Below are 22,615 nucleotides of genomic sequence, written 5' to 3' on the forward strand. Positions count from 1 at the left end.
AGGAAATCATATGGACCGCACGATCACCGTCAAAGGTACAGGAAAAGTATCGGCTAAGCCCGATTTGATTGTCGTGAGAATGGATTTAACATCAAGAGCCGTTCGTTATGAGGAGACGATGAACGGGGCGGCGATTGCCGTCACGCGGCTGCAAAAAGCGATTGAGCAGGCGGGCTTCGCGAAGACGGATTTAAAGACGACCGACTTCTCGATTGACACGGACTATGAGAGCTACCGGGACAAACAAGGCAATTACAAGTCTCGGTTCCGAGGTTACGTCTGTCAGCAGAAGACGAAACTCGAGTTTCCGCTCGATACCAAACAGTTGTCCTCGGTCATCGAACACGTCAGCAATTCGCTAGCCGAACCGAAGCTGTCCATCTCGTTCACGATCAAGGATGCGGATGCCGTTCAAGACGAACTGCTTGCGAGTGCGGCGGCGAACGCGCGCCATCGGGCCGAACTGTTGGCAAAGGGCGCCGGGGCGACGCTCGGCGATTTGCTTCAAATCGACTATACGTGGGGCGAGCTCCATCTTTATTCGCCGACGCGTCTCACGCTTCATGACGAGGTACTCTTCTCGGAGGCGGCGATGCCGGAACTTGAACCGGACGAGATTGACTTGAGTGACTCGGCGACGTTCGTGTGGGCGATTCGATGAGGCGCGTCATCGGATTGGTGTTGCTGCTTCTGTCTGTCTCTTTGTCGGCTCAAGCCTTATCGTGGGCGTATGCGTTCGTCGTGTTGGACGGACGAGTATATGAAGTGATGGATGTTGCCGTATTGGAGGCTGATTTGGGTGAAGTCGTCGGCGAGGTGAAGACGATGGCCGACGATATGGATGGCAGCTATTACGGGGATGCCTCGAACATGTATCCGATTGGGACGACCTATCGAGAAGTGAACGGGGAAGCGATAGAGGATGTACTCGCGGTCGAGGACGAGTCGGGATGGAAGCGGGCCGAGTATCGGCATGATGCCCCGTTCAGCATGCGTGACCATCTGGATAAGGTGGCGTATGGATTCGTCGGACTCGGCCTCGTGGTTTTCGTCATGTATCGATTTAGGAGGACAAGATGAATCTATTCGAGTTTGAAAGATATGTATCACGGCGAATCGAGGACCGTGGCTACAGTTACTATATGAGCGGGAACCTCGAATTAGTGTCACAAACTCGAAATACGTACTTGTTTGATGTAAATGGCAGTATCGTTTATCGAGTGGAGGTTACATGTGCGAATGAGTGGATGATTCAATCGTCATGCGATTGCCCTTATAATCAAGGCACGTGTAAACATGAAGTCGCAGTTTATTATTGGTTACGCGATCGGCTTACACCGGGGTCACCGTTTGATTTAGCAAAAGAACTCGGTAAGTTGAAAAAGGTCGAGCTCATCGATGTGATTTTGAAGCTGGCGCATGACTCGGATATTCACCATCGATTGGCACACGACTTCGCACCGCCATCAAGCAATCCAGAAACATTCGTTCAAGTATGTGAGCGAGAAATTGTCGGAAAGTTTTCAAATGGCACGATTCATCAACAGGAAATGAAGACCTTGAAACGTTATCTGTTTCGTAAAATAAATGTGATTCAGTCAGACGAAAATCCTATATCACGCTTATTCAATAGTATTTCATTTCTTGATATCGTCACTCCGACAATAATGAGATGTGATACGTTTATCCATCTGTTGTTCGCTGTGCGAGACGAGATCACTGATTTGATGGTGTCAGCCATTGAGGAAATCCCGAAGGCGGAACGAGACATGGTTCTTCAACGTTTCATTTTGATGTGGCATGAACTGCATCTGGCCGTTTACAATGACGTTCATGTTCAATTGTTGAAAGGGATTGTCCCCATCTATGAAGGGGATAAGACGTTTCTCATTGACCAAATCGATCGGTTCAGAAACACGCACGCCGAGGCTAGTGACTTGGAGCACCTAGACGAGTTCACGAAAGTGTTAACAGAAGAAAGTTGATAGGGTGATAATCAAGTATGGAAATAGGGAACAGACTCATGTAGGGGTCACCCAGTCTTGGAGAGAGAAGGGACAGACATGAAAATCCTCATCATCTTTGATTCGATGTACGGGTGCACTGAAAAAGTTGCTTATGTCATCAAGGAGGGGTTCAGCGACTTGCACCAAGTTGACATCATGCAAATCAGCCACGTCGGATACGGCGACCTCGCCAATCTTGATTTGTTCATCGTTGGTTCGCCGACTCACGGAGGGCGCGAGACCGAGGACGTGAAGACGTTTCTCGATGGCTTGTCGGACCATGCGCTGCGTGGTACACGAGCTGCAGCCTTCGATACGAGTATGGCCGAAGAAGATCAAGGCTTTTTCGTCGGGAAAATCGTCAAATGGTTCGGTCACGCCTCGACCCGCATGGAGCAGTTACTGCTCGAAAAAGGTGCGGAGCCGGTGCTGAAAGAATCGTTCATCGTCCTTGATAAAGAAGGGCCACTTAAAGACGGAGAGCTCGAGCGGGCGACCGAATGGGCCCGTCACTTGATGGACAAATAATCTGGCGTGTTCCTTATGGGACGCGTCTTTTTTGACGCAGAATTGTCCGAAGTGTTCGCAAAACGGGTAAATATAAGGGTAGCTCTTTTGTGTGGAACGGAGGGAGAACAATGAAAAAATGGGAACGTGACGTCCTTATGGGTTGGATTGTCGTCTTATTGGTGCTCGTTGCGCATTATGTGATCACGGTATCACTCGGCAACACGTATTTTGCCGAGTCCACGATGAACCGGATGCTTTGGCTCAGTAGCTTACCGGCCATTTTGATCGCCTTTCTCGCGGCCCTCTTCCAAAAAACGAACACGCTCACGCTCGCTGTTCGTCGTAGTGTCATTTGGACGGCCGAACTCGTCGTCGGCCTCTCGCTCGTCGCCTGGTTTTTCCGGGCGTTCGAGATGTTGTTTGTGAGCCCGGGCGCGTATTGGGTGTTCGGCGCCGTTCTGCTCGCTCCGCTCGTCTACTTGTTCGAGTTCCGGCGTCAAAACCGTGGGACGAAAGCCGGGGCCCACTAAATTTAGAAAACGTCTCCGGCATGGAGGCGTTTTTAGTCTGGTCTGGAATGGGAATGGGGTACAGAAGATTAGAATGGAGGGAATCACCATGAGTCAGTATTTTTCATCATCATACGAAGAGTCGCGTGAGAAGTTTCTCGCCTTACTCGACAACGTTAAAACCTATTATCCGACGGCCCGCGTGATGTCCCACTCGATCGGCGAGGACACGATCGACTTGATCATCGGTGAGCCGGCGGGGTCACGCGAGGCGGTGCTCCTCATGACGATTGGGGAGCATGGCATCGAAGGGTATGCCGGTGCCGCCGTGACGCATCAGTTCGTCGAGACGCAGCTCGAAAACCTTCGGCATGAGTCGACGGGAATTTGTCTCATCCATGCGGTCAATCCGTGGGGGATGAAGCACTTCCGCCGCGTCAATGAACATAACGTCGACTTGAACCGGAACTACGTCATCGACCGGGAATCACTCCCGCGTAACGTCAATAAAGAGTATGAAGTCATGCGGCACTTGTTCGTCCCGGACGGCGTCATCGATGACTACCATGAATCGCGCGAACATATCTACTCGTTCCTCGGTTCTGGTATCAAGCTCGACGGCTTCGAGGCGATGACCGAGGCGAAAGGGATGGGACAATATCAGTTCCCGAAAGGCGTCTATTACGGCGGTGAGTCGGATGAGCCGTCCGCCATCTTTTTGAAGGAGATTCAACATGACCTGCTCGATCGCTATGACCGCGTCGTCCACATGGATTGGCATACGGCGCTCGGTCCGACGAACGAAGTGACGATGGTCATCAGTGAACTGGACGGGCGTGATGCGGACGAACTGAAGCGGACATACGGACTGAAAAATATCCAGACGTATGACCCGACCGACGTCCTCGGAGACTCGACGAACCATTTCTATTACGTACGGGACACGCACTATCCGGACAAACAACTCGTCTCGGCGTTGTTCGAGTTCGGGACATTCGGGACGTCGACGAAAGCGACGATTCGCGAGTTCTTGACGATCATCCTCGAGAACCGGCTCTACTTTGAAGGGACGAAAGACCCGGAAGCCCGCAACGGCATTCGAAAAGAGTTCATGGCCATGTTTTATCCGGAAGATGAGTCGTGGCGGACGTCCGTATTACGCGAAGGAGCGGCGGCGATTGAGCATGTCTTGAAAGCCGAATCGCTCTGGCGCGACAGTTGACAGGTTTCCACTTCGGTCAAACGGGAAAAAGTGGGTTGTGGGCAAACACGCACGCCGCTCAACAATCCAACTGGGGGTTTTGACCAATGGGGAACTATATTACAGCACATGATGGAACGAGTATTTACGTGGAAGACGTCGGGACAGGCGATGCCGTCGTATTCTTGCACGGCTGGCCGGCAAACAACAACATGTTCGAGTATCAAAAGAATGCGTTGCTCGAAGCAGGCTATCGCTACGTCGGGATCGACTATCGTGGCTACGGCAAGTCCGATGCACCGGCGACAGGTTATGATTATGCGACGATGGCGTCGGACGTTCACATGGTCGTTGACGGGCTTGGCATCAAAGATTTCACGCTCGTCGGCTTCTCGATGGGCGGGGCCATCGCCATCCGTTACGCCGTCGATTTCCCGGATGACGGGTTGAAGAAACTCGTCCTCTCAGGCGCAGCGGCACCAGTGTTCACGCAACGTCCGGACTATCCGTACGGGATGACGCAAGCCGAGGTCGACGCGTTGATTGAAGATACGCTGAAAGACCGTCCGAAGATGCTCGAAGGGTTCGGTGAGATTTTCTTCGAGAAAGAACATTCGAAACCGATGCAAAACTGGTTCCATCATCTTTCGCTCGTCGCGTCGAGCCACGGGACGATTGCTTCGGCGAAAGCACTCCGTGATGAGGATTTGCGCGAGGATTTGCCGAAAGTCAATGTCGAGACGCTTATCATCCATGGGGTGCACGACAAAATTTGTCCGTTCGAGTTTGCGCTCGAGATGGAAAAAGGCATCCCGAACGCCCGCATCGAGCGGTTCGAAGAGAGCGGTCACGGTACTGTCCTCGATGAGATGGACAAATTCAACAAGACGTTGCTCGGATTTATTTGAGTGTGTGACAAGCCTAGGACGTTCCTAGGCTTTTTTGATGCTCATCTGTAGCATGTTTGTTACGGATTTTGAGGCTAGAACGACTTGTACACGGGTATAGCTAAAATGAAGCACTTTGTTCGAGTTGAGATTGAACAAGTTTGCTGTATGTCGAGGTTTTGACGTAGGGTCGTTGGTGTTCGTCACACGGTCAAGGATGGCTATGGAAAAGCCGCTCGGGACCGTGCCTATTTTTGTGTTCTCACACAATTCGAACAGCTCGTCTGGAAACGCTTCACAAGAAAAAAGAAATAAGCCTCCTTTTGCTAGAACGGATGACATTTAGATGGTCAATTTGTGCTGACTAGACCTTAATACATGGTACAATGGAGAGGTGGATTTTTAGATTGAGGAGAGATTGTACATGAATATCGCTTTCTTTTTATATCCGAAAGAAGACGTCAAATATTTAGACCCGGAATCGACGGTGCGTCAAGCGCTCGAGAAGATGAAACATCATCGCTTCACCTCGGTGCCGCTCGTATCCGAGAACGGCTTTTACGCCGGGACGATGACAGAAGGGGATTTGCTCTGGGCACTCGCCGAACAGCTTCGCGGGGAAGAAGACTACGAAAAAGTGCTCCGGACACGGTTGAAAGATATTAAGCAACGCGTACGGTATAAGCCGGTCGCCATCACGGCGCAAATCGAGGAGCTCGTCGATGCGATCACCGATCAAAACTTCGTGCCGGTCGTTGATGACGGGAAGTATTTCATCGGCATCATCCGGCGCCGCGACATCATCGAGTACTACTCGACGAAGTTGAAACAGCTCGAGAATAAAGTGAACTGAACGAACGGACCAACCTGTGAAAGCGGGTTGGTTTTTGTATGTGCGAATACAAGCAACGGGGAGGCGAACTATAGATGGAAGCACGAGTCATTGAATCGATTGAACTATGGTTTCAAGAGGTAGGGTCTGAGGAATCAGTGAACTTCATCGATTTCATGTTGTTTATGAATGAATCGGCGCATTCTTTGCTTCACCGAGACACGTTACACGGCATCTTCACCTATCAGGTCCGCTACCAAGACGGGACCACTCAGTCCGTTTCGTACGATAAAGACGAGTGGGTCGCCTATGAACGGAATGAATGGCAAACCGGTATGAACGGCGGTGAGTGGGTATGGTGGCTCGTCGAGCGATGGCGTTTTGTCGTGGAGTGGTGGAGCGGTCGGGACTTCCGGACGGGTGACGAGATCGAGGAAAACTTCTATGGAATAATCCCATACGGTGAAGTTCAACCACTTGACGTTCTGTTGTATTCAATCATTGAAAATGATGCCCACAACACAGAAGCGTTAATCGAAGCGGGGTATTACCATGACCCGCTACTGCATGAATGGATGGCGATTCCCGATTCGACGGAGAGCCTACGACCGCTCGTCTTGGCCGTCTGTTACAACGAAGGAATCATCGAGACACCCCGAACCATCGAGCGAATTGAAGTGACGTTCACCAATCTGACGACAGGAGCTGTCCAATCGCTTGCGAGTGCACTCGAAGCGTATCAGAAGCCAGCAAACCTTGATTTAGATGATATGGAGTATCGCGATGACATGTTTTATCGCGACGAGTCCATTCAAGGGACGATTCGTTATGAGGTGACGTATAAAGGCGGAAGGGTCCAATATGTCGAACATGACAAATCAGAGATATTCATGGACTGGGACATGGCGATGATCAATTGGTTTTTCGAACATTGGAAGAAACTGTACGAAGCATATGCCGAAAAATCGTTTCCATCCGGTCAACCGTTGCAACGCTTTGAATCGGGCTATGATTATTGGAAAGCCAGACTGTCGCCTGAAGCGTGGGACGAGCTCATTCAATCGACAGACCCTTTCGACCAGCGGCTTTTGACGGATAGGGAACCACATGATGAGATTCGAGACGCAAAAGAGCAGTTTGAGATGATGTTCGATCAAGCAGCGGAGCTCTACCTTGAAGATTTGCGTCACGGATTCTATGTTGATCAACTGTTGGAACAACGAATCGACGTCGAAAGCTCGTTCGATGCCGTGATTGCGCTTTACAAAGAAATATCCGAGGCACAACAGAAAAGGCGAACGAGGGAGCAACTGCTTTATGGGGAAAAGGATGAAGGCAACCTTGATTGATTGAATAGAGGCTATGGAAAAATAGGGACATTCTTTATACTTGTATGTATAGAGTCAAGACATACAAGAAAGGAGTGACAATGGATGGCGATGCCCGATTTACATATGTTGCGTGAATCGCTCAAACCGGATTGTGCGAATTGTTTCGGTCTCTGTTGTGTGGCGTTCCACTACTTGAAATCTGAGGATTTCCCGATGGACAAACCGGCAGGACAGCCGTGTGTCCATTTGGCAGATTCGTATGCCTGCAACATCCATTCCGAACTGCGCGAGCGGGGCTTCAAAGGATGTACGGTGTATGACTGTCTCGGGGCAGGGCAGTTCGTGTCACAAGTGACGTTTCACGGACGAAGCTGGCGAGAGGGGAAGGTCGATGGGCCGCGCATGTTCGCGATAGTGCCAATCATGAGCCAAGTCCACGAGTTGCTGCTCTACATCACTGACATCCTGAGCCGGGACATCCCAGAGCACGATGCTCGGTTACTCGAGACATTATTGGAAGAACTGCTGTCATTCCGTGAGTTAGCGCCTGAACAGTTGACCGGGACGGCGCTGATGGCATTCCGACAACAGGCCCGCCCGTTGTTCGTCCGACTCAATCAGCACATACGTGCGGAAGGACTGAAACTGGGCGGCCTGACGTTGACGTCACGACACGAGCAAGACCGTGCCGATTTGATTGGACGAAACGTGACCAAGCATGACGTGAGAGGAACGTGTTACCGAGGCGCCTTGTTGATTGGTGCTAACTTACGTGGGCAAGACCTGTCCTATGTCGATTTCATGGGGGCCGACGTACGAGATCTCGACGTGCGAGGAGCGGTGTTAACCGACAGTCTGTTTTTGACACAGATGCAAGTGAACGCGATGAACGGGGACCAGCATACGAGACTGGCGCCCGTTTTCACGCGGCCGAGCCATTGGCTGTAACGCAAGTGACGACTTCCACAATGGAAAGTGTCTTTTTGATGTGCTTGTGTTACGAGAGCGGCGAGAAATGATTCACCGAGCTCCTCGATGACCTCGTCTGGGTCATACCCCAAATTGAAATTGAGTCTGACCTGAATCGTGCCAATCACTGAGCACTTGTTGCTGGGAAAATGGGGACTGGGATAATACTTCCAACCGATTTTGAATATGATGTGTGCCTGGGGAAGACGTGATTTCCTGACGAAACGGTTGCTCGTGCCGAGCAGCCGTTTTTTGTTGCCTCATGTCGGGTACAGTCACAAGAGACAAAGGAGGGGATGACAATGAATATGAAGACATATCGATTTGAAGACGACGGTTCAATTCCGAACAATCCAAATTTTCCGGTGCTTTTATACCGAGGCGTGTTCGACGAGACGGACGGCATGCAAGAGACGTTCGAACATAACGGTTGGGGCAACAGCTGGGTCAACGGGGTGTTCGATTATCACCATTACCATAGCAATACGCATGAAGTGCTCGGCGTGAAGTCGGGCCGGGCGACCGTCCAACTTGGCGGTGCGACCGGGGACCTCGTCTCGCTTCAAGCAGGAGACGTCTTGATTTTGCCGGCCGGGACGGGACATCGCCGTCTCGAGGCGAGTGAAGACTTTGCCATCGTCGGTGCCTATCCGGAAGGACGCGATTATGACACGTTGACAGGGAAACCGGAAGAACGACCGGACAGTGTGCAACGGATCGAACGAGTCGACAAACCGGCGACCGATCCCGTCTTTGGGACGACCGGACCGTTACATGAACAATGGACGAAGGAGGAGATGGCATGAACCGCATTCCACATACATTAATTTTGGCGGCACTGAAACAACACGTGGCTGAATTGCCAGACGGGCGTGAGATGAGGGCCCTCGGGCAAGGCACATGGCGCATGGGAGAAGACGAATCGAAACGGGAAGCCGAGATCGAGGCACTCCGGACGGGACTCGACTGCGGGTTGCACGTCATCGATACTGCGGAGATGTACGGGGAAGGGAAATCGGAGTCGCTCGTCGGTGAAGCGATTCAAGACCGGCGGGAAGACGTGTTCCTCGTCTCGAAAGTGTATCCGCATAACGCCGGGGGCGACAAACTCGTCCAAGCTTGTGACGCGACGCTCGAACGGCTCGGTACGGACTACCTCGACTTATATCTCCTGCATTGGCGCGGGAACATCCCGCTCGAGGAGACGGTCGACGGGCTCGAACAGTTGAAGGCGGACGATAAGATCCGAGCGTGGGGTGTCTCGAACTTTGATGTCGACGACATGAAAGAACTGCTCGCCTTGCCGAAGGGGAAACATTGCGCGGTCAACCAAGTGCTCTATCATCTCGGCAGCCGCGGCGTCGAATACGACTTGTTGCCATTTTTACAGGAGCAAGGAATCCCGATGATGGCTTACGCCCCGCTCGCGGAAGGAAGCGACGTGAAAGAGAAAGTCTTCAACGACGAGACGGTGAACCGGATCGCCGAGGCGTACAGTGCGACGCCGGCCCAAATTTTGCTTGCGTGGACGGTGCGGAGCGGAAACGTCATCGCCATCCCGAAAGCGGGTCAGAAAGCGCACGTCGAAGAGAACGGCGCGGCGTTGCTCCTCAACTTGACCGAGGACGACTTCAATGCGCTCGACGAGGCGTTCCCGCCACCGAGCCAAAAAGAACCATTAGATGTGATTTGAAGACACAGGTGGGCTCACGGGCTCACCTGTTGTTGCGTCTTGACCTCGGAGAAGATGAAATGTGTGACGGTCTGGGCGTAAGGGATGGCCGCATCGATGAACTGCTCGGCCTCGGCGAACGTCGCGAATTGCATCTTCAGCATATAGCAGACGCTCCCGGAGATGCGATAACAGAATGACACGTTCGACTGCTGACCCAAAAACTGAGTGAACGCCTCATAGTTCCCGTTCTTCACGGTCGCCTCGATGAGACATTGAATCGGTCGACCAAGCAATTCATGATCGATATCAATCGTGTAGCCTTTGATGACGCCAAATGACTCGAGCCGGCGGACGCGTTCGCCGACGGACGGAGCCGATAAATTGATGCGGCGCCCGAGTTCGCTCATCGAGAGGCGGCTGTCGTTTGTTAGTTCATGTAAGAGGAGACGGTCGATATCGTCGATTTTTAGCATGAAATGAATTCTCCTTTTTTTCGTATTATATGGCATGTATTGTACCTGGATTCCGTTATGAATGAAATGGGAAACACTGTAATCACCTTCTATACTTATATACAGGAGGTGTTGAAATGAGTCGAATCCAACCAGCTGTCATCGGAAAGACGCCGTTTGAACGATTGATTGGGCATGACGAGGGCGTGATGCGACAGTGGTCAGCGCTCGGAGACACGTTAACGGGCGAGGGGAGACTGTCCGCCGAGTTGAAAGAACAGGTACGACGGACGCTCGCCCAACAAAACGGCTGTGACTACTGCCAGGCGAAAGGAAAGCCTGAACCGCATATGTTCGACGAACGGACGGCACTCGCCGTTGGGTTCGCCGATGTATTTTTACAACTGAAAGGCGACATGCCGGCCTCATCAATTCGTGTGCTCCAAGACGTCTTCACGGATGCCGAGATCAGTGAACTTTGCGCTTTTATCGCCTTCATGACGGCCTCGCAATACGTCGGCGCCATGCTCGGGCTGGAACGCGAAAACCCACTCACGCTGACGTGAGTGGGTTCGTTTTAGTTCGCTAATGGGTGTTTCAATAGATAGTCTTCAATCTGTCCGACCGTCTGTTTCAACACGCCGTCCTCGAACGGCGACTTGAGACCGGCCAATTCGACGAGCTCGAGGAACGAGCGGCTGCCGCCGGCTTGGCAGAGCGTGAGGTAATCGCTCCACGCCGCCTCACGGTCCTCATGCATGCGCACCCAGAATTGGAAGGCGCACACTTGCGCGAGCGTGTAGTCGATGTAGTAGAACGGGCTCTGGAAGATGTGTCCTTGTTGGTGCCACCAAGCGCCTGTCTCGAGGTAGTCGTTCGTCTCATAGTCACGGTGCGGCAAGTACACCTTCTCAAGGTCACGCCATGCCTGGCGACGCTCAGCGACCGTCATGTCAGGGTTGCGGTAGACGACGTGCTGGAACTCGTCGACGAGGACGCCGTACGGGAGGAACGTGATGCTTCCTGCCAAATGATTGAACTTGTATTTGTCGACTTGATCGCCGAAGAACAGTTCCATCCATGGCCAGCAGAAGAACTCCATCGACATCGAGTGGATCTCACACGCCTCGTAAGTCGGGAACGCGTATTCCGGCGTCGTCAAATGACGGCTCTCGTAAACTTGGAAGGCGTGACCGACCTCGTGCGTGAGCACGTCGATATCGCCGGCCGTCCCGTTGAAGTTCGAGAAGATGAACGGCAGACCTTCCGACGGGAGGTACGTGCAGTAACCGCCGCCGGCCTTGCCCGGTTTCGCCGTCAAGTCGAGGGCGCCGCGCTGTTGCATGAATTGGAAGAACTCGTCCGTCTCTTTTGAGAGTTCACGATACATCGTGTTCCCGCCTTCAATGATGAACGCCTCGTCGCCCTGTGGCGTCGCGTTGCCGTCTGGGAAGACGAACGACTCGTCGTAGTACGTGAGCGTGTCGACACCGATCCGTTTCGCCTGCTTCTCTTTTAAGGTCGTCGCGAGCGGGACGATGACGTCGCGCACTTGTTTGCGGAAGTTGTCGACGTTCGACTCGTCATAGCCGACACGTTGCATCCGGGCGTAACCGAGCTCGACGAACGACGGGAAGCCGAGCGCGTGCGCGATGTCGGTCCGGACGCGGACGAGTTCGCCGTAGATGCGGTCGAGTTCGTCTCCGTTGTCGGCCAGATATGTATAACGGGCCTCGGATGCCGCTTTTCGTACCGAGCGGTCAGGAGATTGTAGATAAGGTCCGAACTGGGACAAGTTGAGCGTCTTGCCGTCGAATTCGATTTGGGCCGCCGACATGACTTTCTGATAGGCGGTCGCCAATCGGTTCTCTTCCTGCAGTTTCGGGATGAGCGACTCCTCGAACGTTTTGAGTGCGCGCTCGGCGAGTTCGAACAATTGGCTGCCCCATTCCTGTTCGAGTTGGCTCCGCAGGTCGTGCTCGGTCAAGACGCGATAATACGCTTGGACCTCTTTCTCGTAAACCGGTAACGCGTCGTCAAAAAATGTCTGCTCGGCCTCGTAGAACGCGTCACGCGTATCGATCGAGTGGCGGATTGCGACGAGTTGACTTTGCGTCTCGAACGCGTTCCGTTCCTGGTTGATTTGGCGAATCAATTCGTTCGCCTCTTCGAGTGTGCTCGCTTGTTGCAATTCGACTGAATAGTCCGACAAGCGGCTGTTCAAAGCGTCCAAGTCGGGCCGTTCATATGACAATTTTGTGAAAGTCGTCATTGTAAGCGCCTCCATCATGTGAAATTTTTATAAAGTGTAAAAAGGGCTTGCAAAAGCGGTTGCACACTCGTATTCTTACGATGTGTAAACGAATTCGCACTACCTTATTACAACTATACCGTTTATAGGGTAGGGATTGAAGAGGAAGCTTTTCGGGTATAAAAGCTAAGACTTTGATTAACAGAACATGTTGGAGGGATTAAGCTATGGGATTCTTTAAAAAACTATTTGGTGGTAAAGAAGAACAACTTAACGCGGTTTCACCGCTTACAGGGAAGGTCATTGACATCACAAACGTTCCTGACCAAGTGTTCTCGCAAAAAATGATGGGTGACGGCATCGCCGTCGAACCGACAGACGGCAAAGTCGTCTCGCCGGTCAACGGTACAATCGCGACTGTCTTCCCGACAAAACACGCAATTGGGATCAACGCTGACAACGGTGCAGAGTACTTGATTCACATCGGTCTCGACACGGTCAACCTTAAAGGTGAAGGCTTCGAAACGCACGTGACAGAAGGTCAAGCGGTTAAAGCTGGCGACACGCTCGTCACATTCGACCTCGACTTCATCAAAGCGAACGCGCCGTCGACGATTACACCAGTCATCATCACGAACCACGACAGCTTCGGCGTCAACAAACTCGTTGCTGAAGGCGACACGGTCACAGCCGGTTCTTCAGAAGTCGTCGAATTGACGAAAAAATAAGTTGAACATTTTACTCGGAGGCATACGCTTCCGAGTATTTTTTTATGGATTCGGGAACTATACTAAGAAGAGAGGGGGAGAGAGACATGGATGGAAAGAACGCACCGTATCGGGGATATGGAGATCGGATTCGAATTTTACGTGAGCGGGCCGGCATCTCGGTCGAGGCACTCGCCGACCGCATCGGCGTCGCCCCGTACTTTATTCGCCGGACCGAACTGAGTGAAGTCTACCCGACGATGCCTTACATAGAGGCGCTCGCCGAGGCGCTCAAGATCGACGCGAACTATTTGGCCCGCCATATTTGGACGGGCGAGTCGCTTAAAGTGCTCATGAAAGGGACGGTCCCGGAGCTCGAGCAGATGAAGCTCGCCTATGATGAGGCGATGCACGGCAAGTCGACCGAGGACATGCAGCGGCAGCTCGAGGCGCGGATGCGCATCTTCGACCTCATGCATGAGGAAGAACTCCGTCGCATCTTCGCCGAAGACGAGGAACCGACGACACATCATGCGCTCGAGGCGCTCGTCGATGCTGTGCTCGACCTGGGACGCTCGCACGAACCGACGCATCGGATCGTGCCGTTCGCTCGCTATATCGAGCAGCTCGTACCGGACCAGTTCGTCGACAACTCGTTCCAATATACAGAGTTCGGGGTCGTCGATAAATCGTATAAATTGCAGTGAGGGCCGTGGGGGACCACGGTTTTTCATTATGGATGAAAGGAACAATGTGATGATTGCTGTTCAAGTACTGAAACGACGGTTGGTGAACAACCGGCTCGATGTCCAGTTAGAAGAAGGATACGTGAATCAACTGACATTCTCCTTCAACGGTCCAGCTACTGCGACGGAGTTAGAGCGGTTGCCGAAAGAAACACCGGCAGCGGTCCGTGCATGGTTAACCGAACAGAACGGTGCCAAACTGTTCGAAGACCCGGAATACGGCGGAGCAATCGAATTGTTCTCGATCGAGGAGATCCTTGAGCACCAACAATTATGGGACTGTCCGGCGCGTTTTCTACCGATAGGGGCGGGGCGTGACGGAGAATGGATGGTTTGTGAATACATAAGTGAGACGGACAATCGGATGTGGATTGGAGAATTTTTGAGCTTTGATGAAGAGGGCGCTAAATTACATCGTTTTCCCTTCAACTTTTCGCAATGGTTGGACTATGTGATTGTGGCACAAGGTGCTTCATTTTGGGATTGGTATCGAGCATAAAAAAGAACGGCCGCCCATTTGGGTGGCCGTTCTGTCGTTCAGCGCACAGAACGTGCGTCATATCTTACTTTCGGTCGTGTCCCGGCAAGTAGGAAGCCGAGCACGATGTTGAGGATCGTGAGCACCCAACCGACGTAACCGAACGTATAGGCGAGGCTCGCGAGCATCGTCTGCCAGTCGAGTAAGGACGCGGCGTCACCGCGAACGGTGAAGCGGATCACGGTGAATCCGATGAGCGTCGTCGTCGTGATCAAGATGCCGATCCACGCGCCGCCGAACCGCGACGTCTCTGGACGCCGGCTGACCGGATACCAAAAAGCGAGCGTCCCGAGGAACGTGCTTCCCGCATATGCGAGCAAGATTTGCCACAGCGCATCGGCGTCCAAGAAGACGGTATAACAGATGAACGTCGTGAGCGTCGTCATGAAAGTAAAGATTAAAGCTGCGAGTAATCGTGATCGCATTGTTCGTTTCCTCCTCATTTTGCACATTCTTTAGAGTATACGAAAACGAAAATGCTGTAAACGTTATTGTCGATTCTGTAATATTTGTCGCCATTGTTTAATCGCGTTGTTGCCGTAGAATAGGACGCCGCCGCGATAAAATTTCGAGCCGACCCACAAAATCACACCGATCGTGGCAATCATGATGCCAATCGACAACGCTACTTCCCATACCGGCACATCGACGAGCATGACACGAAGGAACATGAGCATCGGCGTGAAGAAGGGTACGTACGACAAAATCGTGACGATCGGTGCTTCCGGGTTGTTCAAGCCGAACATGGCGGCGAGGAACCCGGCGACAAGCAGCATGATGACCGGCATCGTCATCTGTTGCGATTCTTCGACCCGGCTGACGAGTGAGCCGAGCACGGCGAACATGGCCGCATAGAGCAGGTAGCCGAGCGTGAAGAACGTCAACAGATAGACGACGGCCCGGACGTTGCCGGCGTTATCGATGACCGACTGGGCCATCTCGTTGCTGCGGGCGCTGAAGTACCCGAAGCCGAGGAAAATCGCGATTTGAAGCAACGCGAGCGTCCCGATGGCCGAGATTTTGGCGAGCATGTGCGTCACCGGATGCGTCGTCGAGATAATTAGCTCCATGACGCGTGACGACTTCTCGGTCGTGACCTCGGTCGAAATCATCGAGCCGTACGTGATGATTGAGACGTAGAGCAACATGAGCATGACGTAGACGAAGGCGAACGACGAGAACAGCTCGTCCGAGTTCTCTCCGCCGCGGCCGAGGTACGATTCCTCGACCGTGACAGGCTCATTCAACGCTGCGAGGACGGTCGGATCGATGTTCGACGCCTCAATCAGTTCGGCGTTCCGGACTTCGCGTAGCGCCGTCTGTAACACCGTCGTGAAATCCGGTTCCGGCCGTTCCGATAAAACGCGGGCCGAATCGCCCTCGATGAAGGCGACAATCTCATAATCCCCATTGTCGAGCCCAGCGCGCGCTTCGGACTCGGAAATCGCGGACGATTCGATGTCCTCATAACCGAGCGACTGCATGAGCGTCGTCAGTTCATTATTGTCGGTGACGAGGATGGCTTGCGCCTGGTCTGTGTCCTCGAAATTCGCGAGCAATCGGTCGATGTTCGTGAAACCGAAGATGAACAGGATCGTCAACAACGTCGAGATGAGGAACGCCTTCGAGCGCAGTTTCGAGCGTAACGTGAACGAGTAAAGTGGTCCGAAGTTATGAAACATGTTGGCCGACCTCCTTGATGAAGATGTCGTTTAATGAGACGGGTTGGCGCATGAACGTCTTGACGGCGGCACCGTTCGAGACGAGGGCACCGAGCACCGCATCGCTGTCGTCGAACGAGTCGAGCCGGACGAAGTGGCCATCCTTATGTGGTTCGACCGCCCGGACGACCGGGAGGGCTTGGAGCACGTCAGGTCGGTCCGTCTCGATAAAGAGCACCGGTTCAGCGTAACGTTCCTTGATCGTCGGAACGTCGCCGCTGACGACCGCGCGGCCGCCTTTCAAGATGCCGATGTGTTGGCACAGCTCCTCGACGTGCTCCATCCGGTGGCTCGAGAAGACGATCGTCGTCCCGGCGTCGCGGAGGGCGAGCACTTCACGTTTCAAGATCTCGACGTTGACCGGGTCGAGCCCGCTGAACGGTTCATCGAGGATGAGCAGCTCCGGGTTGTGGAGCAGGGCGGCCACGAGTTGAATCTTCTGCTGGTTCCCTTTGGACAGTTGTTCGACGCGCATCGTCTCATACTGCGGGATTTCGAGTCGTTCGAGCCATGACTTGACCGCCCGTTTCGCCTCGGCTTGGCGCATTCCTTTCAAGCTTGCTAAAAAGACGAGCTGGTCCCGGACGGGTGACTTCGGATAGAGGCCCCGTTCTTCCGGCAGATAGCCGACGATGCGGTGGTCGACTTTTCGGCCGTCCCAGAGGATCGTCCCGTCACTCGGTTTTAGGATGTCGAGAATCATGCGGAACGTCGTCGTCTTGCCAGCCCCGTTCGCCCCGAGCAGGCCAAACATCTCGCCTTTCGGGACGTGGAAGCTCAAGTCGTCGACAGCCGTGAATTCGCCGAACTGTTTTGACACACGATCGATTTGTAACGTCATATATGTACCTCCTTATAGGTGTCTACTATTAGCGTACGCCATATTGAGCAAAAAGTTTCACATTTCTTCGAAAATGATTTATCTTGAAATCAAGATAATAAAAGGAGGACATGAGATGACGAAGCAATCAGCGGGTATCCATCACATTTCGGCGATGGTGAAAGACCCACAACGCACATTAGACTTTTACGGGAATGTCCTCGGACTCCGGTTCGTCAAACAGACGGTCAACTTCGATGACCCGGGCACGTACCATTTCTACTTTGGGGACGAGCAAGGGTCACCGGGGACGGTCATCACGTTCTTCCCGATTCCAGGGATCGGCAAAGGCAGCGTCGGCAGCGGACAAGTCGGGGTCACGGCTTACCTCGTCCCAGAAGGCAGTCTCTTGTTCTGGGAGAAACGATTGAACGACCATGGCGTCGGCACGGTCGCGACCGAACGGTTCGGTGAGCCGTCGCTCTTGTTTGAAGACCCGGACGGACTCGTCGTCGAGCTCGTCGCCCGGGCGAGTTCGAAACAGACGAGTTGGGTCGTGCCGGGCGTAACATCAGCTGAAGCAATCACCGGTTTTGCCGGAGCGACGCTGTTGTCGAAAGACCCTGAGGCGACGGTCCGCTTGTTGACGGGACTGTTTGGCTTTGAGACGGTAGGGGAAGATTCAGAATGGATTCGCCTACACGCCTCAGCCGACTACGGCAACGTCATCGACGTGAAAAAGACCATCCTGCCGAACGGGGTGCCCGGTTCGGGGACGGTCCATCATATCGCGTGGCGTATTGGCGACGGGGAAGACTACACGACGTGGCAAGACGCCATCTTCGAGCTCGGGCTCCGTCCGACCGAAGTGAAAGAGCGCCATTACTTCCGCTCGGTCTACTTCCATGACGCTGGCCGAATTCTTCATGAACTGGCGACCGATGCGCCCGGCTTTTTGATTGATGAGAGTTTGGAGGGCCTCGGCTCGACGCTCAAGCTCCCGGCCTGGTTCGAACAAGACCGTGACGCGATCACCCGTACGTTACCGACGATTACAATCCCGAGAGGAGATATGACATGATACATCAATTCATTCAAGGCACGACCGAGACGACACTCGTTTTATTGCACGGCACAGGGGGGACGGAGCAGGACTTGATTCCGCTCGCACGAAGACTCGCTCCCGAGGCGAACATTTTGACGCTCCGCGGGGACGTGCTCGAGAACGGCATGTCTCGCTTCTTCCGCCGTCACGCGGAAGGGGTCCTTGACCTCGAGGACTTGAAGCAGCAGACGGAACGGTTCTTGACGTTCTTGGATGATGCGGCGGCGGAATATGGCATCGACCGCGACCAGATGATCCCGCTCGGCTATTCGAACGGGGCCAACTTGATCGGATCGGCGCTTTACCGGAAGAATGCGTTCCACGCATCCCTTTTGTTCCACCCGATGGTGCCCGACCGTTCACTCACGTTGCCAGACCTTACGGGGGCGAACGTGTTCATCTCGGCCGGGGAGCGTGACCCGATTTGCCCGAAAACAGAAACAGAAGAGCTCACATCGACGCTCCGAAGTGCCGGAGCGGACGTTGAACTCTTCTATCACGAAGGCGGGCACGAGCTGCGTATGGAAGAAGTCGAGGCAGCACAGACCTGGCTGGCGCCGTATCTCGGTTAAGCCATCTTCTTCGGTTTCGATGGTCTCGAGTAGACGACAAGCACACCACGATCAATCAAATAGGCGGCGAACAGACGCTTCGCCTCTTCAGAACGGACAGTTCGGTCGATTTGGATATACAATCGGCCGAGCTTTTTTTGTGACGTGCGGGTCAATAACCAGATGGAGTCGAGCGTGTACTGCCAGCTACGGAGCGTGTCGGCCCCGATGTACATGTATCGGTTCGATGTGCGTTCGAGCAGGTAGTTGAGCCACCAGACGTCACGCGCGAGTTTCATGGCGACGCCGATGAAGAACGAAAGGAACACAAAGGACAGCACGGACAGAATCGGATGGATGGCAGTGAATCGTTCCCGGATCGGTTCGAAGGCGACGATGAGCAGTCCGACGGAAAAGGCGCCGGTGAACCACCAAAATCCGAAGTTAGAGAATGAACGTTTCGGGTCATGTACCATGTGGTGACGGTTACGAATGACGGAAGCCATTCTCCACACCTCCTTTTATTAGAATATTCTGATTATTTGGTAAGACTACTATACTATACTGTACCCACTCTCGTCTATTTGAATACGCTTGAAACATGCTGTCGGATGAAGATTTCTTGACGTTTCGGCTTGCGAAGGGCAAATCCGGGGAATGATGACAGTGACGTCATCATTTTTTTGTGGAAACGTAATTTCACCCGTTCAAAAAATCGGCTATGATGAATGAGGCAAAAAAAGAGAGTACAATCAGAAAACTAACAGAGAACTAGAGGGAAAGACATGCGAAATCATTGGTACGATAATATTAAAGGCGTGCTCGTCTTGCTCGTCGTGTTCGGTCACTTGTTGACGGACGTGCGCGGTGCTTACGACGACATCTTGCCGAAATGGGTCTATTTATTCTTATACACGTTCCATATGCCGTTATTCATTATGCTGAGCGGTTACTTCTTCCGGGAGAACCGCTATTTGCGCGTCATCCAGCTGTTCGTCGTCTACGTCATCTGGCAAGTAATCCTCGGCTCATGGTTTGCCTTCACCGAGGGCATCCCGCTCTTGTCGCTCGAGAACCCGGGACTGATTCTATTGAAGCCGTATTGGGCGCTCTGGTACTTGATGGCGATCATCATCTGGTACGTCATCACCCCGTATGTGACCCAGTTGAAAGGATACGTGCTGTACGCGCTCCTATTCGCGCTCTTGTTCGGCTTCCAAGCTGAATCGACCGGCTTCTTCGCCCTGCGGAAAGTCATCATGTTCTATCCGTTCTTCTTGATCGGGAACTGGATGAGCGCGCGGAACACGATGAACTTCTTCGAACTGCCGAAGCGGGCCGAGCAACGGAACCGGTATCGGATCGGCGGATTTGCCGTCTTCACGGCGCTCACGCTCGGGCTGCTCGCCTCGATGAGTCTTCAGAACGAGAGCGCGTTCTATCATATCGGCAACTTGTTCAAGTTCCGGTTCGCCTATGAGACGGCGGTGCCGGAGGCGATTTGGAGCGGGCCGTTCGCCTTCTTGATCGTCTATACGGTATCGATTCTCATGGCGATCAGTTTCGCACTCATCATCCCGGGGCGCGAGCTACCGGTCATCACTCGGGCCGGAAAGTACAGTCTCTACATTTATTTGGTGCACGTCTTCCTCGTCGTCGCCTGGAAGGCGTTCGTGCCGGCTGGGTTCATGCCGACGTCATGGCTCCAATTGCTCGTCTTGTTCGGTGTCGCCTTCTTGATTGTCCTATTGATCATCAGCCCGCCGGTCGTCAAGCTATTGAAGCCGCTCGTCGAGATCGACGTCCGCCGTGCCCAAGATGTGAAAGATGCAAAACCGTAAACCCTTTTCTAAACGGACGTTTTCCGCTACACTTTATAAAGGGAAGCGAAACTAGAGTTAAGGAAGTGACACCATGCCATACGAAAATGGAATGCATAGCACAGAAGGAGACGTCAACGTCTCACGTCACGTCGTCGAAATGATCGCCGCAGTCGCGGTCAAAGAGACGAAACACGTGTCGTTCACGCAAGAAGATACGAAACTGTCGGAGCGTGCGCTCATGAAGCACGTCAAAGTCGACGAATCGTCAGAAGGCGTCACGATCAACTTGTCGCTCTACATCGCTTACGGTCAATCGATCGTCAAGACGGTGACAGCCGTACAAGAACGCATCACGCAAGACATGGATACGATGCTCGCGATGACACCGCTATCGGTCAACGTGAAAGTCGTCGGCATCCAGTTGTAAGCAGTGGGAGAGGCGAATGCTTCTCCTGCTTTTTTATTTTTTTGCGAAAGCGGTTGCATGATGATGGCTTTTTCATTTATAATAGAAATCGAACAAGTGCAACCGTTTGCATCAATGACCAATCGTGCAACGGGTACTTGTCAAGTTCCCTTAATGTAGTCTGACGACAGAAACATTAGAAGGAAAGGCGGAAAGCATGTATGTCGACGATTGAAGCAGTCATTTTTGATTTGGACGGTGTCATCACTGACACCGCGGAGTACCATTACCTCGCTTGGAAACAACTCGGAGAAGAGCTCGATATTCCGTTTGACCGCGAGTTCAATGAGACGTTAAAAGGCGTGAGTCGGACAGACTCGCTCGAGCGCATCCTCGCGCTCGGTGGGAGACAGGACGATTTCACACCGGATGAAAAAGCGGAACTCGCACAGAAGAAGAACGAGCATTACGTTGAACTCATTCAACACATCTCTTCAGACGATTTGTTGCCGGGCATCATTTCATTCCTCGATGAAATCAAAGAGGCTGGTCTCAAAATCGGAATGGCCTCGGCTTCTAAAAACGCATTCGCGGTCGTAGACGCACTTGGTGTCCGTCATTACTTCGATCACATTGTCGATGCAGCAACTGTCGCCGAATCGAAACCACATCCCGAAGTGTTTTTGAAGGCTGCCTCTGCCCTTGGCGTGAAACCCGAACATGCCATCGGTGTTGAAGACGCAGCCGCAGGCGTGACTGCAATCAAAGCGGCAAACATGTTTGCTGTCGCCGTCGGGGAAGAATCGATGCTTGGTCATGCAGACCTCATCGTCGCTTCGACCGACGAACTCTCGCTCGCACGCATCCTCGAACGCGTCGGCGCGTAAAGACTACGATCATCTTCCGTGAGATGACGACTGCCCCGAACAGTCGTCATCTTTTTTGTGTTGGGTCAAAAGGCCTAAATAGATAAAAGTGCCTAAAAACAGATGACAAGCACATTACAAAACCGTTACACTTTTAATTGGGAATAAGTAATAACTGGCAATAATTGATGAAATTGGGTAATGGGGAACATCAATTAAGTGTAGAGGAGGACTTGTGCATGGAATCTACGGACGTCAATGAGAATATCTATCGGGAACTGATGGAGATCGAAGAGTCATATCGTCAGTTGCAACGCCGGGCGGAATACTTGATTTCAGAGTTGAACCGAAACAAGCGCGAAGAGGAATCACTCCTCGATCCGGCGAAACGACTGCGCCCGCGTCGCGTCAATCAACGTTATCCGCTCGAGGTCTATGTCCATCAGGTAACAGACCTGTTGAAAGAACGGAAGACGATGAGCGTGCGGGACATCCAAATGGAGCTCGAATTGCGCTATCGGCATCACATTAGCAATATTTACCAATTGATGGTGAAAATCGAATCGGTCAATCCTGACATCAAAAAGATTGGCCGCGGCTTGTATACATACGAGGCCACGGATGAAGTGACGACGCATCCGGCCCACGCCTGAACGTGACCCGACGAGACGACCTCGTCGGGATTTTTTCGTTGTAACATTTCTGATAC

General features: G+C 52.8%; 28 protein-coding genes. 22 read left to right on the forward strand and 6 right to left on the reverse strand.

Features of this window, described 5'->3' with window-relative positions; translation table 11 throughout:
- Window positions 1-10 precede the first annotated feature (10 nt).
- The 12 genes from KNP64_RS08150 (at window position 11) to KNP64_RS08205 (ending at window position 9,938) form a co-directional block, all read left to right on the forward strand.
- Window positions 11-661, forward strand: a complete 651-nt coding sequence (locus KNP64_RS08150) for an SIMPL domain-containing protein (RefSeq protein WP_214712872.1) — start codon at window positions 11-13, stop codon at window positions 659-661.
- Window positions 658-1,080 (forward strand): hypothetical protein, encoded by a 423-nt coding sequence (locus KNP64_RS08155; RefSeq protein ID WP_131435423.1) that lies wholly within the window; start codon window positions 658-660, stop codon window positions 1,078-1,080. The genes KNP64_RS08150 and KNP64_RS08155 overlap by 4 nt, the downstream gene beginning before the upstream one ends.
- Window positions 1,077-1,985 (forward strand): SWIM zinc finger family protein, encoded by a 909-nt coding sequence (locus KNP64_RS08160; protein ID WP_214792680.1) that lies wholly within the window; start codon window positions 1,077-1,079, stop codon window positions 1,983-1,985. Before KNP64_RS08155 ends, KNP64_RS08160 begins: the two co-directional genes overlap by 4 nt.
- Window positions 1,986-2,063: 78 nt before the next feature.
- Window positions 2,064-2,534, forward strand: coding sequence for a flavodoxin family protein (locus KNP64_RS08165; protein WP_214792682.1), 471 nt, complete (start codon window positions 2,064-2,066; stop codon window positions 2,532-2,534).
- Between the two features lie 110 nt (window positions 2,535-2,644).
- Window positions 2,645-3,046, forward strand: a complete 402-nt coding sequence (locus KNP64_RS08170) for a hypothetical protein (protein WP_214792685.1) — start codon at window positions 2,645-2,647, stop codon at window positions 3,044-3,046.
- Between the two features lie 88 nt (window positions 3,047-3,134).
- The gene (locus KNP64_RS08175; RefSeq protein WP_214792688.1) at window positions 3,135-4,247 is read left to right on the forward strand and encodes a M14 family metallopeptidase; all 1,113 of its coding nucleotides are present in this window, start codon (window positions 3,135-3,137) and stop codon (window positions 4,245-4,247) included.
- Between the two features lie 86 nt (window positions 4,248-4,333).
- Window positions 4,334-5,134: an alpha/beta fold hydrolase gene (locus KNP64_RS08180; RefSeq protein ID WP_131472910.1), complete on the forward strand. Its 801-nt coding sequence runs from the start codon at window positions 4,334-4,336 to the stop codon at window positions 5,132-5,134.
- A 403-nt stretch (window positions 5,135-5,537) separates the two neighbouring features.
- Window positions 5,538-5,966, forward strand: a complete 429-nt coding sequence (locus KNP64_RS08185) for a CBS domain-containing protein (protein WP_128123335.1) — start codon at window positions 5,538-5,540, stop codon at window positions 5,964-5,966.
- A gap of 74 nt (window positions 5,967-6,040) precedes the next feature.
- Window positions 6,041-7,294: a hypothetical protein gene (locus tag KNP64_RS08190; RefSeq protein WP_214792694.1), complete on the forward strand. Its 1,254-nt coding sequence runs from the start codon at window positions 6,041-6,043 to the stop codon at window positions 7,292-7,294.
- 84 nt (window positions 7,295-7,378) lie between these two features.
- The gene (locus tag KNP64_RS08195) at window positions 7,379-8,224 is read left to right on the forward strand and encodes a pentapeptide repeat-containing protein (RefSeq protein WP_214792697.1); all 846 of its coding nucleotides are present in this window, start codon (window positions 7,379-7,381) and stop codon (window positions 8,222-8,224) included.
- A 323-nt stretch (window positions 8,225-8,547) separates the two neighbouring features.
- Window positions 8,548-9,051: a cupin domain-containing protein gene (locus KNP64_RS08200; protein ID WP_214792700.1), complete on the forward strand. Its 504-nt coding sequence runs from the start codon at window positions 8,548-8,550 to the stop codon at window positions 9,049-9,051.
- Entirely contained in the window at window positions 9,048-9,938 is an 891-nt protein-coding gene (locus KNP64_RS08205; protein ID WP_305794620.1) for an aldo/keto reductase, read from the forward strand. The genes KNP64_RS08200 and KNP64_RS08205 overlap by 4 nt, the downstream gene beginning before the upstream one ends.
- 14 nt (window positions 9,939-9,952) lie before the next feature.
- On the opposite strand, the gene KNP64_RS08210 is transcribed toward KNP64_RS08205, so the two are convergent.
- Window positions 9,953-10,393 carry an Lrp/AsnC family transcriptional regulator gene (locus tag KNP64_RS08210; protein WP_214792703.1) on the reverse strand — a complete coding sequence of 147 codons (441 nt, stop codon included), beginning with the start codon at window positions 10,391-10,393 and terminating at the stop codon, window positions 9,953-9,955.
- Between the two features lie 116 nt (window positions 10,394-10,509).
- Here KNP64_RS08210 and KNP64_RS08215 point away from each other — a divergent pair, with 116 nt between their 5' ends.
- On the forward strand, window positions 10,510-10,938 hold the full coding sequence (locus KNP64_RS08215; protein ID WP_214763418.1) for a carboxymuconolactone decarboxylase family protein: 429 nt from the start codon (window positions 10,510-10,512) through the stop codon (window positions 10,936-10,938).
- 11 nt (window positions 10,939-10,949) lie between these two features.
- Here the strand turns inward: KNP64_RS08215 and KNP64_RS08220 are convergent, their stop codons facing one another.
- On the reverse strand, window positions 10,950-12,644 hold the full coding sequence (locus KNP64_RS08220; protein ID WP_214792706.1) for a M3 family oligoendopeptidase: 1,695 nt from the start codon (window positions 12,642-12,644) through the stop codon (window positions 10,950-10,952).
- A 206-nt stretch (window positions 12,645-12,850) separates the two neighbouring features.
- Here KNP64_RS08220 and KNP64_RS08225 point away from each other — a divergent pair, with 206 nt between their 5' ends.
- The 3 genes from KNP64_RS08225 to KNP64_RS08235 all read left to right on the forward strand — a co-directional run bounded on the left by KNP64_RS08225 (window position 12,851) and on the right by KNP64_RS08235 (window position 14,575).
- Entirely contained in the window at window positions 12,851-13,351 is a 501-nt protein-coding gene (locus KNP64_RS08225) for a PTS sugar transporter subunit IIA (RefSeq protein ID WP_029594982.1), read from the forward strand.
- Window positions 13,352-13,437: 86 nt separating this feature from the next.
- Window positions 13,438-14,037, forward strand: coding sequence for a helix-turn-helix domain-containing protein (locus KNP64_RS08230; protein WP_214763415.1), 600 nt, complete (start codon window positions 13,438-13,440; stop codon window positions 14,035-14,037).
- Between the two features lie 49 nt (window positions 14,038-14,086).
- Window positions 14,087-14,575 (forward strand): SMI1/KNR4 family protein, encoded by a 489-nt coding sequence (locus tag KNP64_RS08235; RefSeq protein ID WP_214792709.1) that lies wholly within the window; start codon window positions 14,087-14,089, stop codon window positions 14,573-14,575.
- 38 nt (window positions 14,576-14,613) lie between these two features.
- Here KNP64_RS08235 and KNP64_RS08240 read toward each other — a convergent pair whose 3' ends face one another.
- The 3 genes from KNP64_RS08240 to KNP64_RS08250 form a co-directional block, all read right to left on the reverse strand.
- Window positions 14,614-15,039 carry a hypothetical protein gene (locus KNP64_RS08240; RefSeq protein WP_214711662.1) on the reverse strand — a complete coding sequence of 142 codons (426 nt, stop codon included), beginning with the start codon at window positions 15,037-15,039 and terminating at the stop codon, window positions 14,614-14,616.
- Window positions 15,040-15,102: 63 nt separating this feature from the next.
- Window positions 15,103-16,296: an ABC transporter permease gene (locus tag KNP64_RS08245; RefSeq protein ID WP_021066530.1), complete on the reverse strand. Its 1,194-nt coding sequence runs from the start codon at window positions 16,294-16,296 to the stop codon at window positions 15,103-15,105.
- Window positions 16,286-17,176: an ABC transporter ATP-binding protein gene (locus KNP64_RS08250; protein WP_214792712.1), complete on the reverse strand. Its 891-nt coding sequence runs from the start codon at window positions 17,174-17,176 to the stop codon at window positions 16,286-16,288. The genes KNP64_RS08245 and KNP64_RS08250 overlap by 11 nt, the downstream gene beginning before the upstream one ends.
- 115 nt (window positions 17,177-17,291) lie before the next feature.
- Here KNP64_RS08250 and KNP64_RS08255 point away from each other — a divergent pair, with 115 nt between their 5' ends.
- Together KNP64_RS08255 and KNP64_RS08260 are read left to right on the forward strand one after the other, a co-directional pair.
- Window positions 17,292-18,236 carry a VOC family protein gene (locus KNP64_RS08255; RefSeq protein ID WP_214792715.1) on the forward strand — a complete coding sequence of 315 codons (945 nt, stop codon included), beginning with the start codon at window positions 17,292-17,294 and terminating at the stop codon, window positions 18,234-18,236.
- Complete coding sequence (locus tag KNP64_RS08260; RefSeq protein ID WP_214763407.1) at window positions 18,233-18,832, forward strand: alpha/beta hydrolase; 600 nt, start codon at window positions 18,233-18,235, stop codon at window positions 18,830-18,832. The genes KNP64_RS08255 and KNP64_RS08260 overlap by 4 nt, the downstream gene beginning before the upstream one ends.
- Here KNP64_RS08260 and KNP64_RS08265 read toward each other — a convergent pair.
- The gene (locus KNP64_RS08265) at window positions 18,829-19,317 is read right to left on the reverse strand and encodes a hypothetical protein (protein ID WP_034778666.1); all 489 of its coding nucleotides are present in this window, start codon (window positions 19,315-19,317) and stop codon (window positions 18,829-18,831) included. The genes KNP64_RS08260 and KNP64_RS08265 overlap by 4 nt on opposite strands.
- Window positions 19,318-19,596: 279 nt before the next feature.
- On the opposite strand from KNP64_RS08265, the gene KNP64_RS08270 reads away from it, so the two are divergent.
- The 4 genes from KNP64_RS08270 (at window position 19,597) to KNP64_RS08285 (ending at window position 22,559) form a co-directional block, all read left to right on the forward strand.
- Window positions 19,597-20,652 carry an acyltransferase family protein gene (locus KNP64_RS08270; protein ID WP_138859025.1) on the forward strand — a complete coding sequence of 352 codons (1,056 nt, stop codon included), beginning with the start codon at window positions 19,597-19,599 and terminating at the stop codon, window positions 20,650-20,652.
- Between the two features lie 73 nt (window positions 20,653-20,725).
- A complete protein-coding gene (locus KNP64_RS08275) occupies window positions 20,726-21,061 on the forward strand; it encodes an Asp23/Gls24 family envelope stress response protein (protein ID WP_034778659.1) in 336 nt (111 codons plus the stop codon).
- A gap of 200 nt (window positions 21,062-21,261) precedes the next feature.
- Window positions 21,262-21,927, forward strand: coding sequence for a beta-phosphoglucomutase (gene pgmB, locus KNP64_RS08280; protein WP_138859026.1), 666 nt, complete (start codon window positions 21,262-21,264; stop codon window positions 21,925-21,927).
- Between the two features lie 218 nt (window positions 21,928-22,145).
- A complete protein-coding gene (locus KNP64_RS08285) occupies window positions 22,146-22,559 on the forward strand; it encodes a Rok-like winged helix domain-containing protein (protein ID WP_034778654.1) in 414 nt (137 codons plus the stop codon).
- The last annotated feature ends 56 nt before the right edge of the window (window positions 22,560-22,615 follow it).

Origin of the sequence: Exiguobacterium sp. s64 (assembly GCF_018618035.1) — a bacterium.
Lineage (GTDB): Bacteria > Bacillota > Bacilli > Exiguobacteriales > Exiguobacteriaceae > Exiguobacterium > Exiguobacterium mexicanum_A.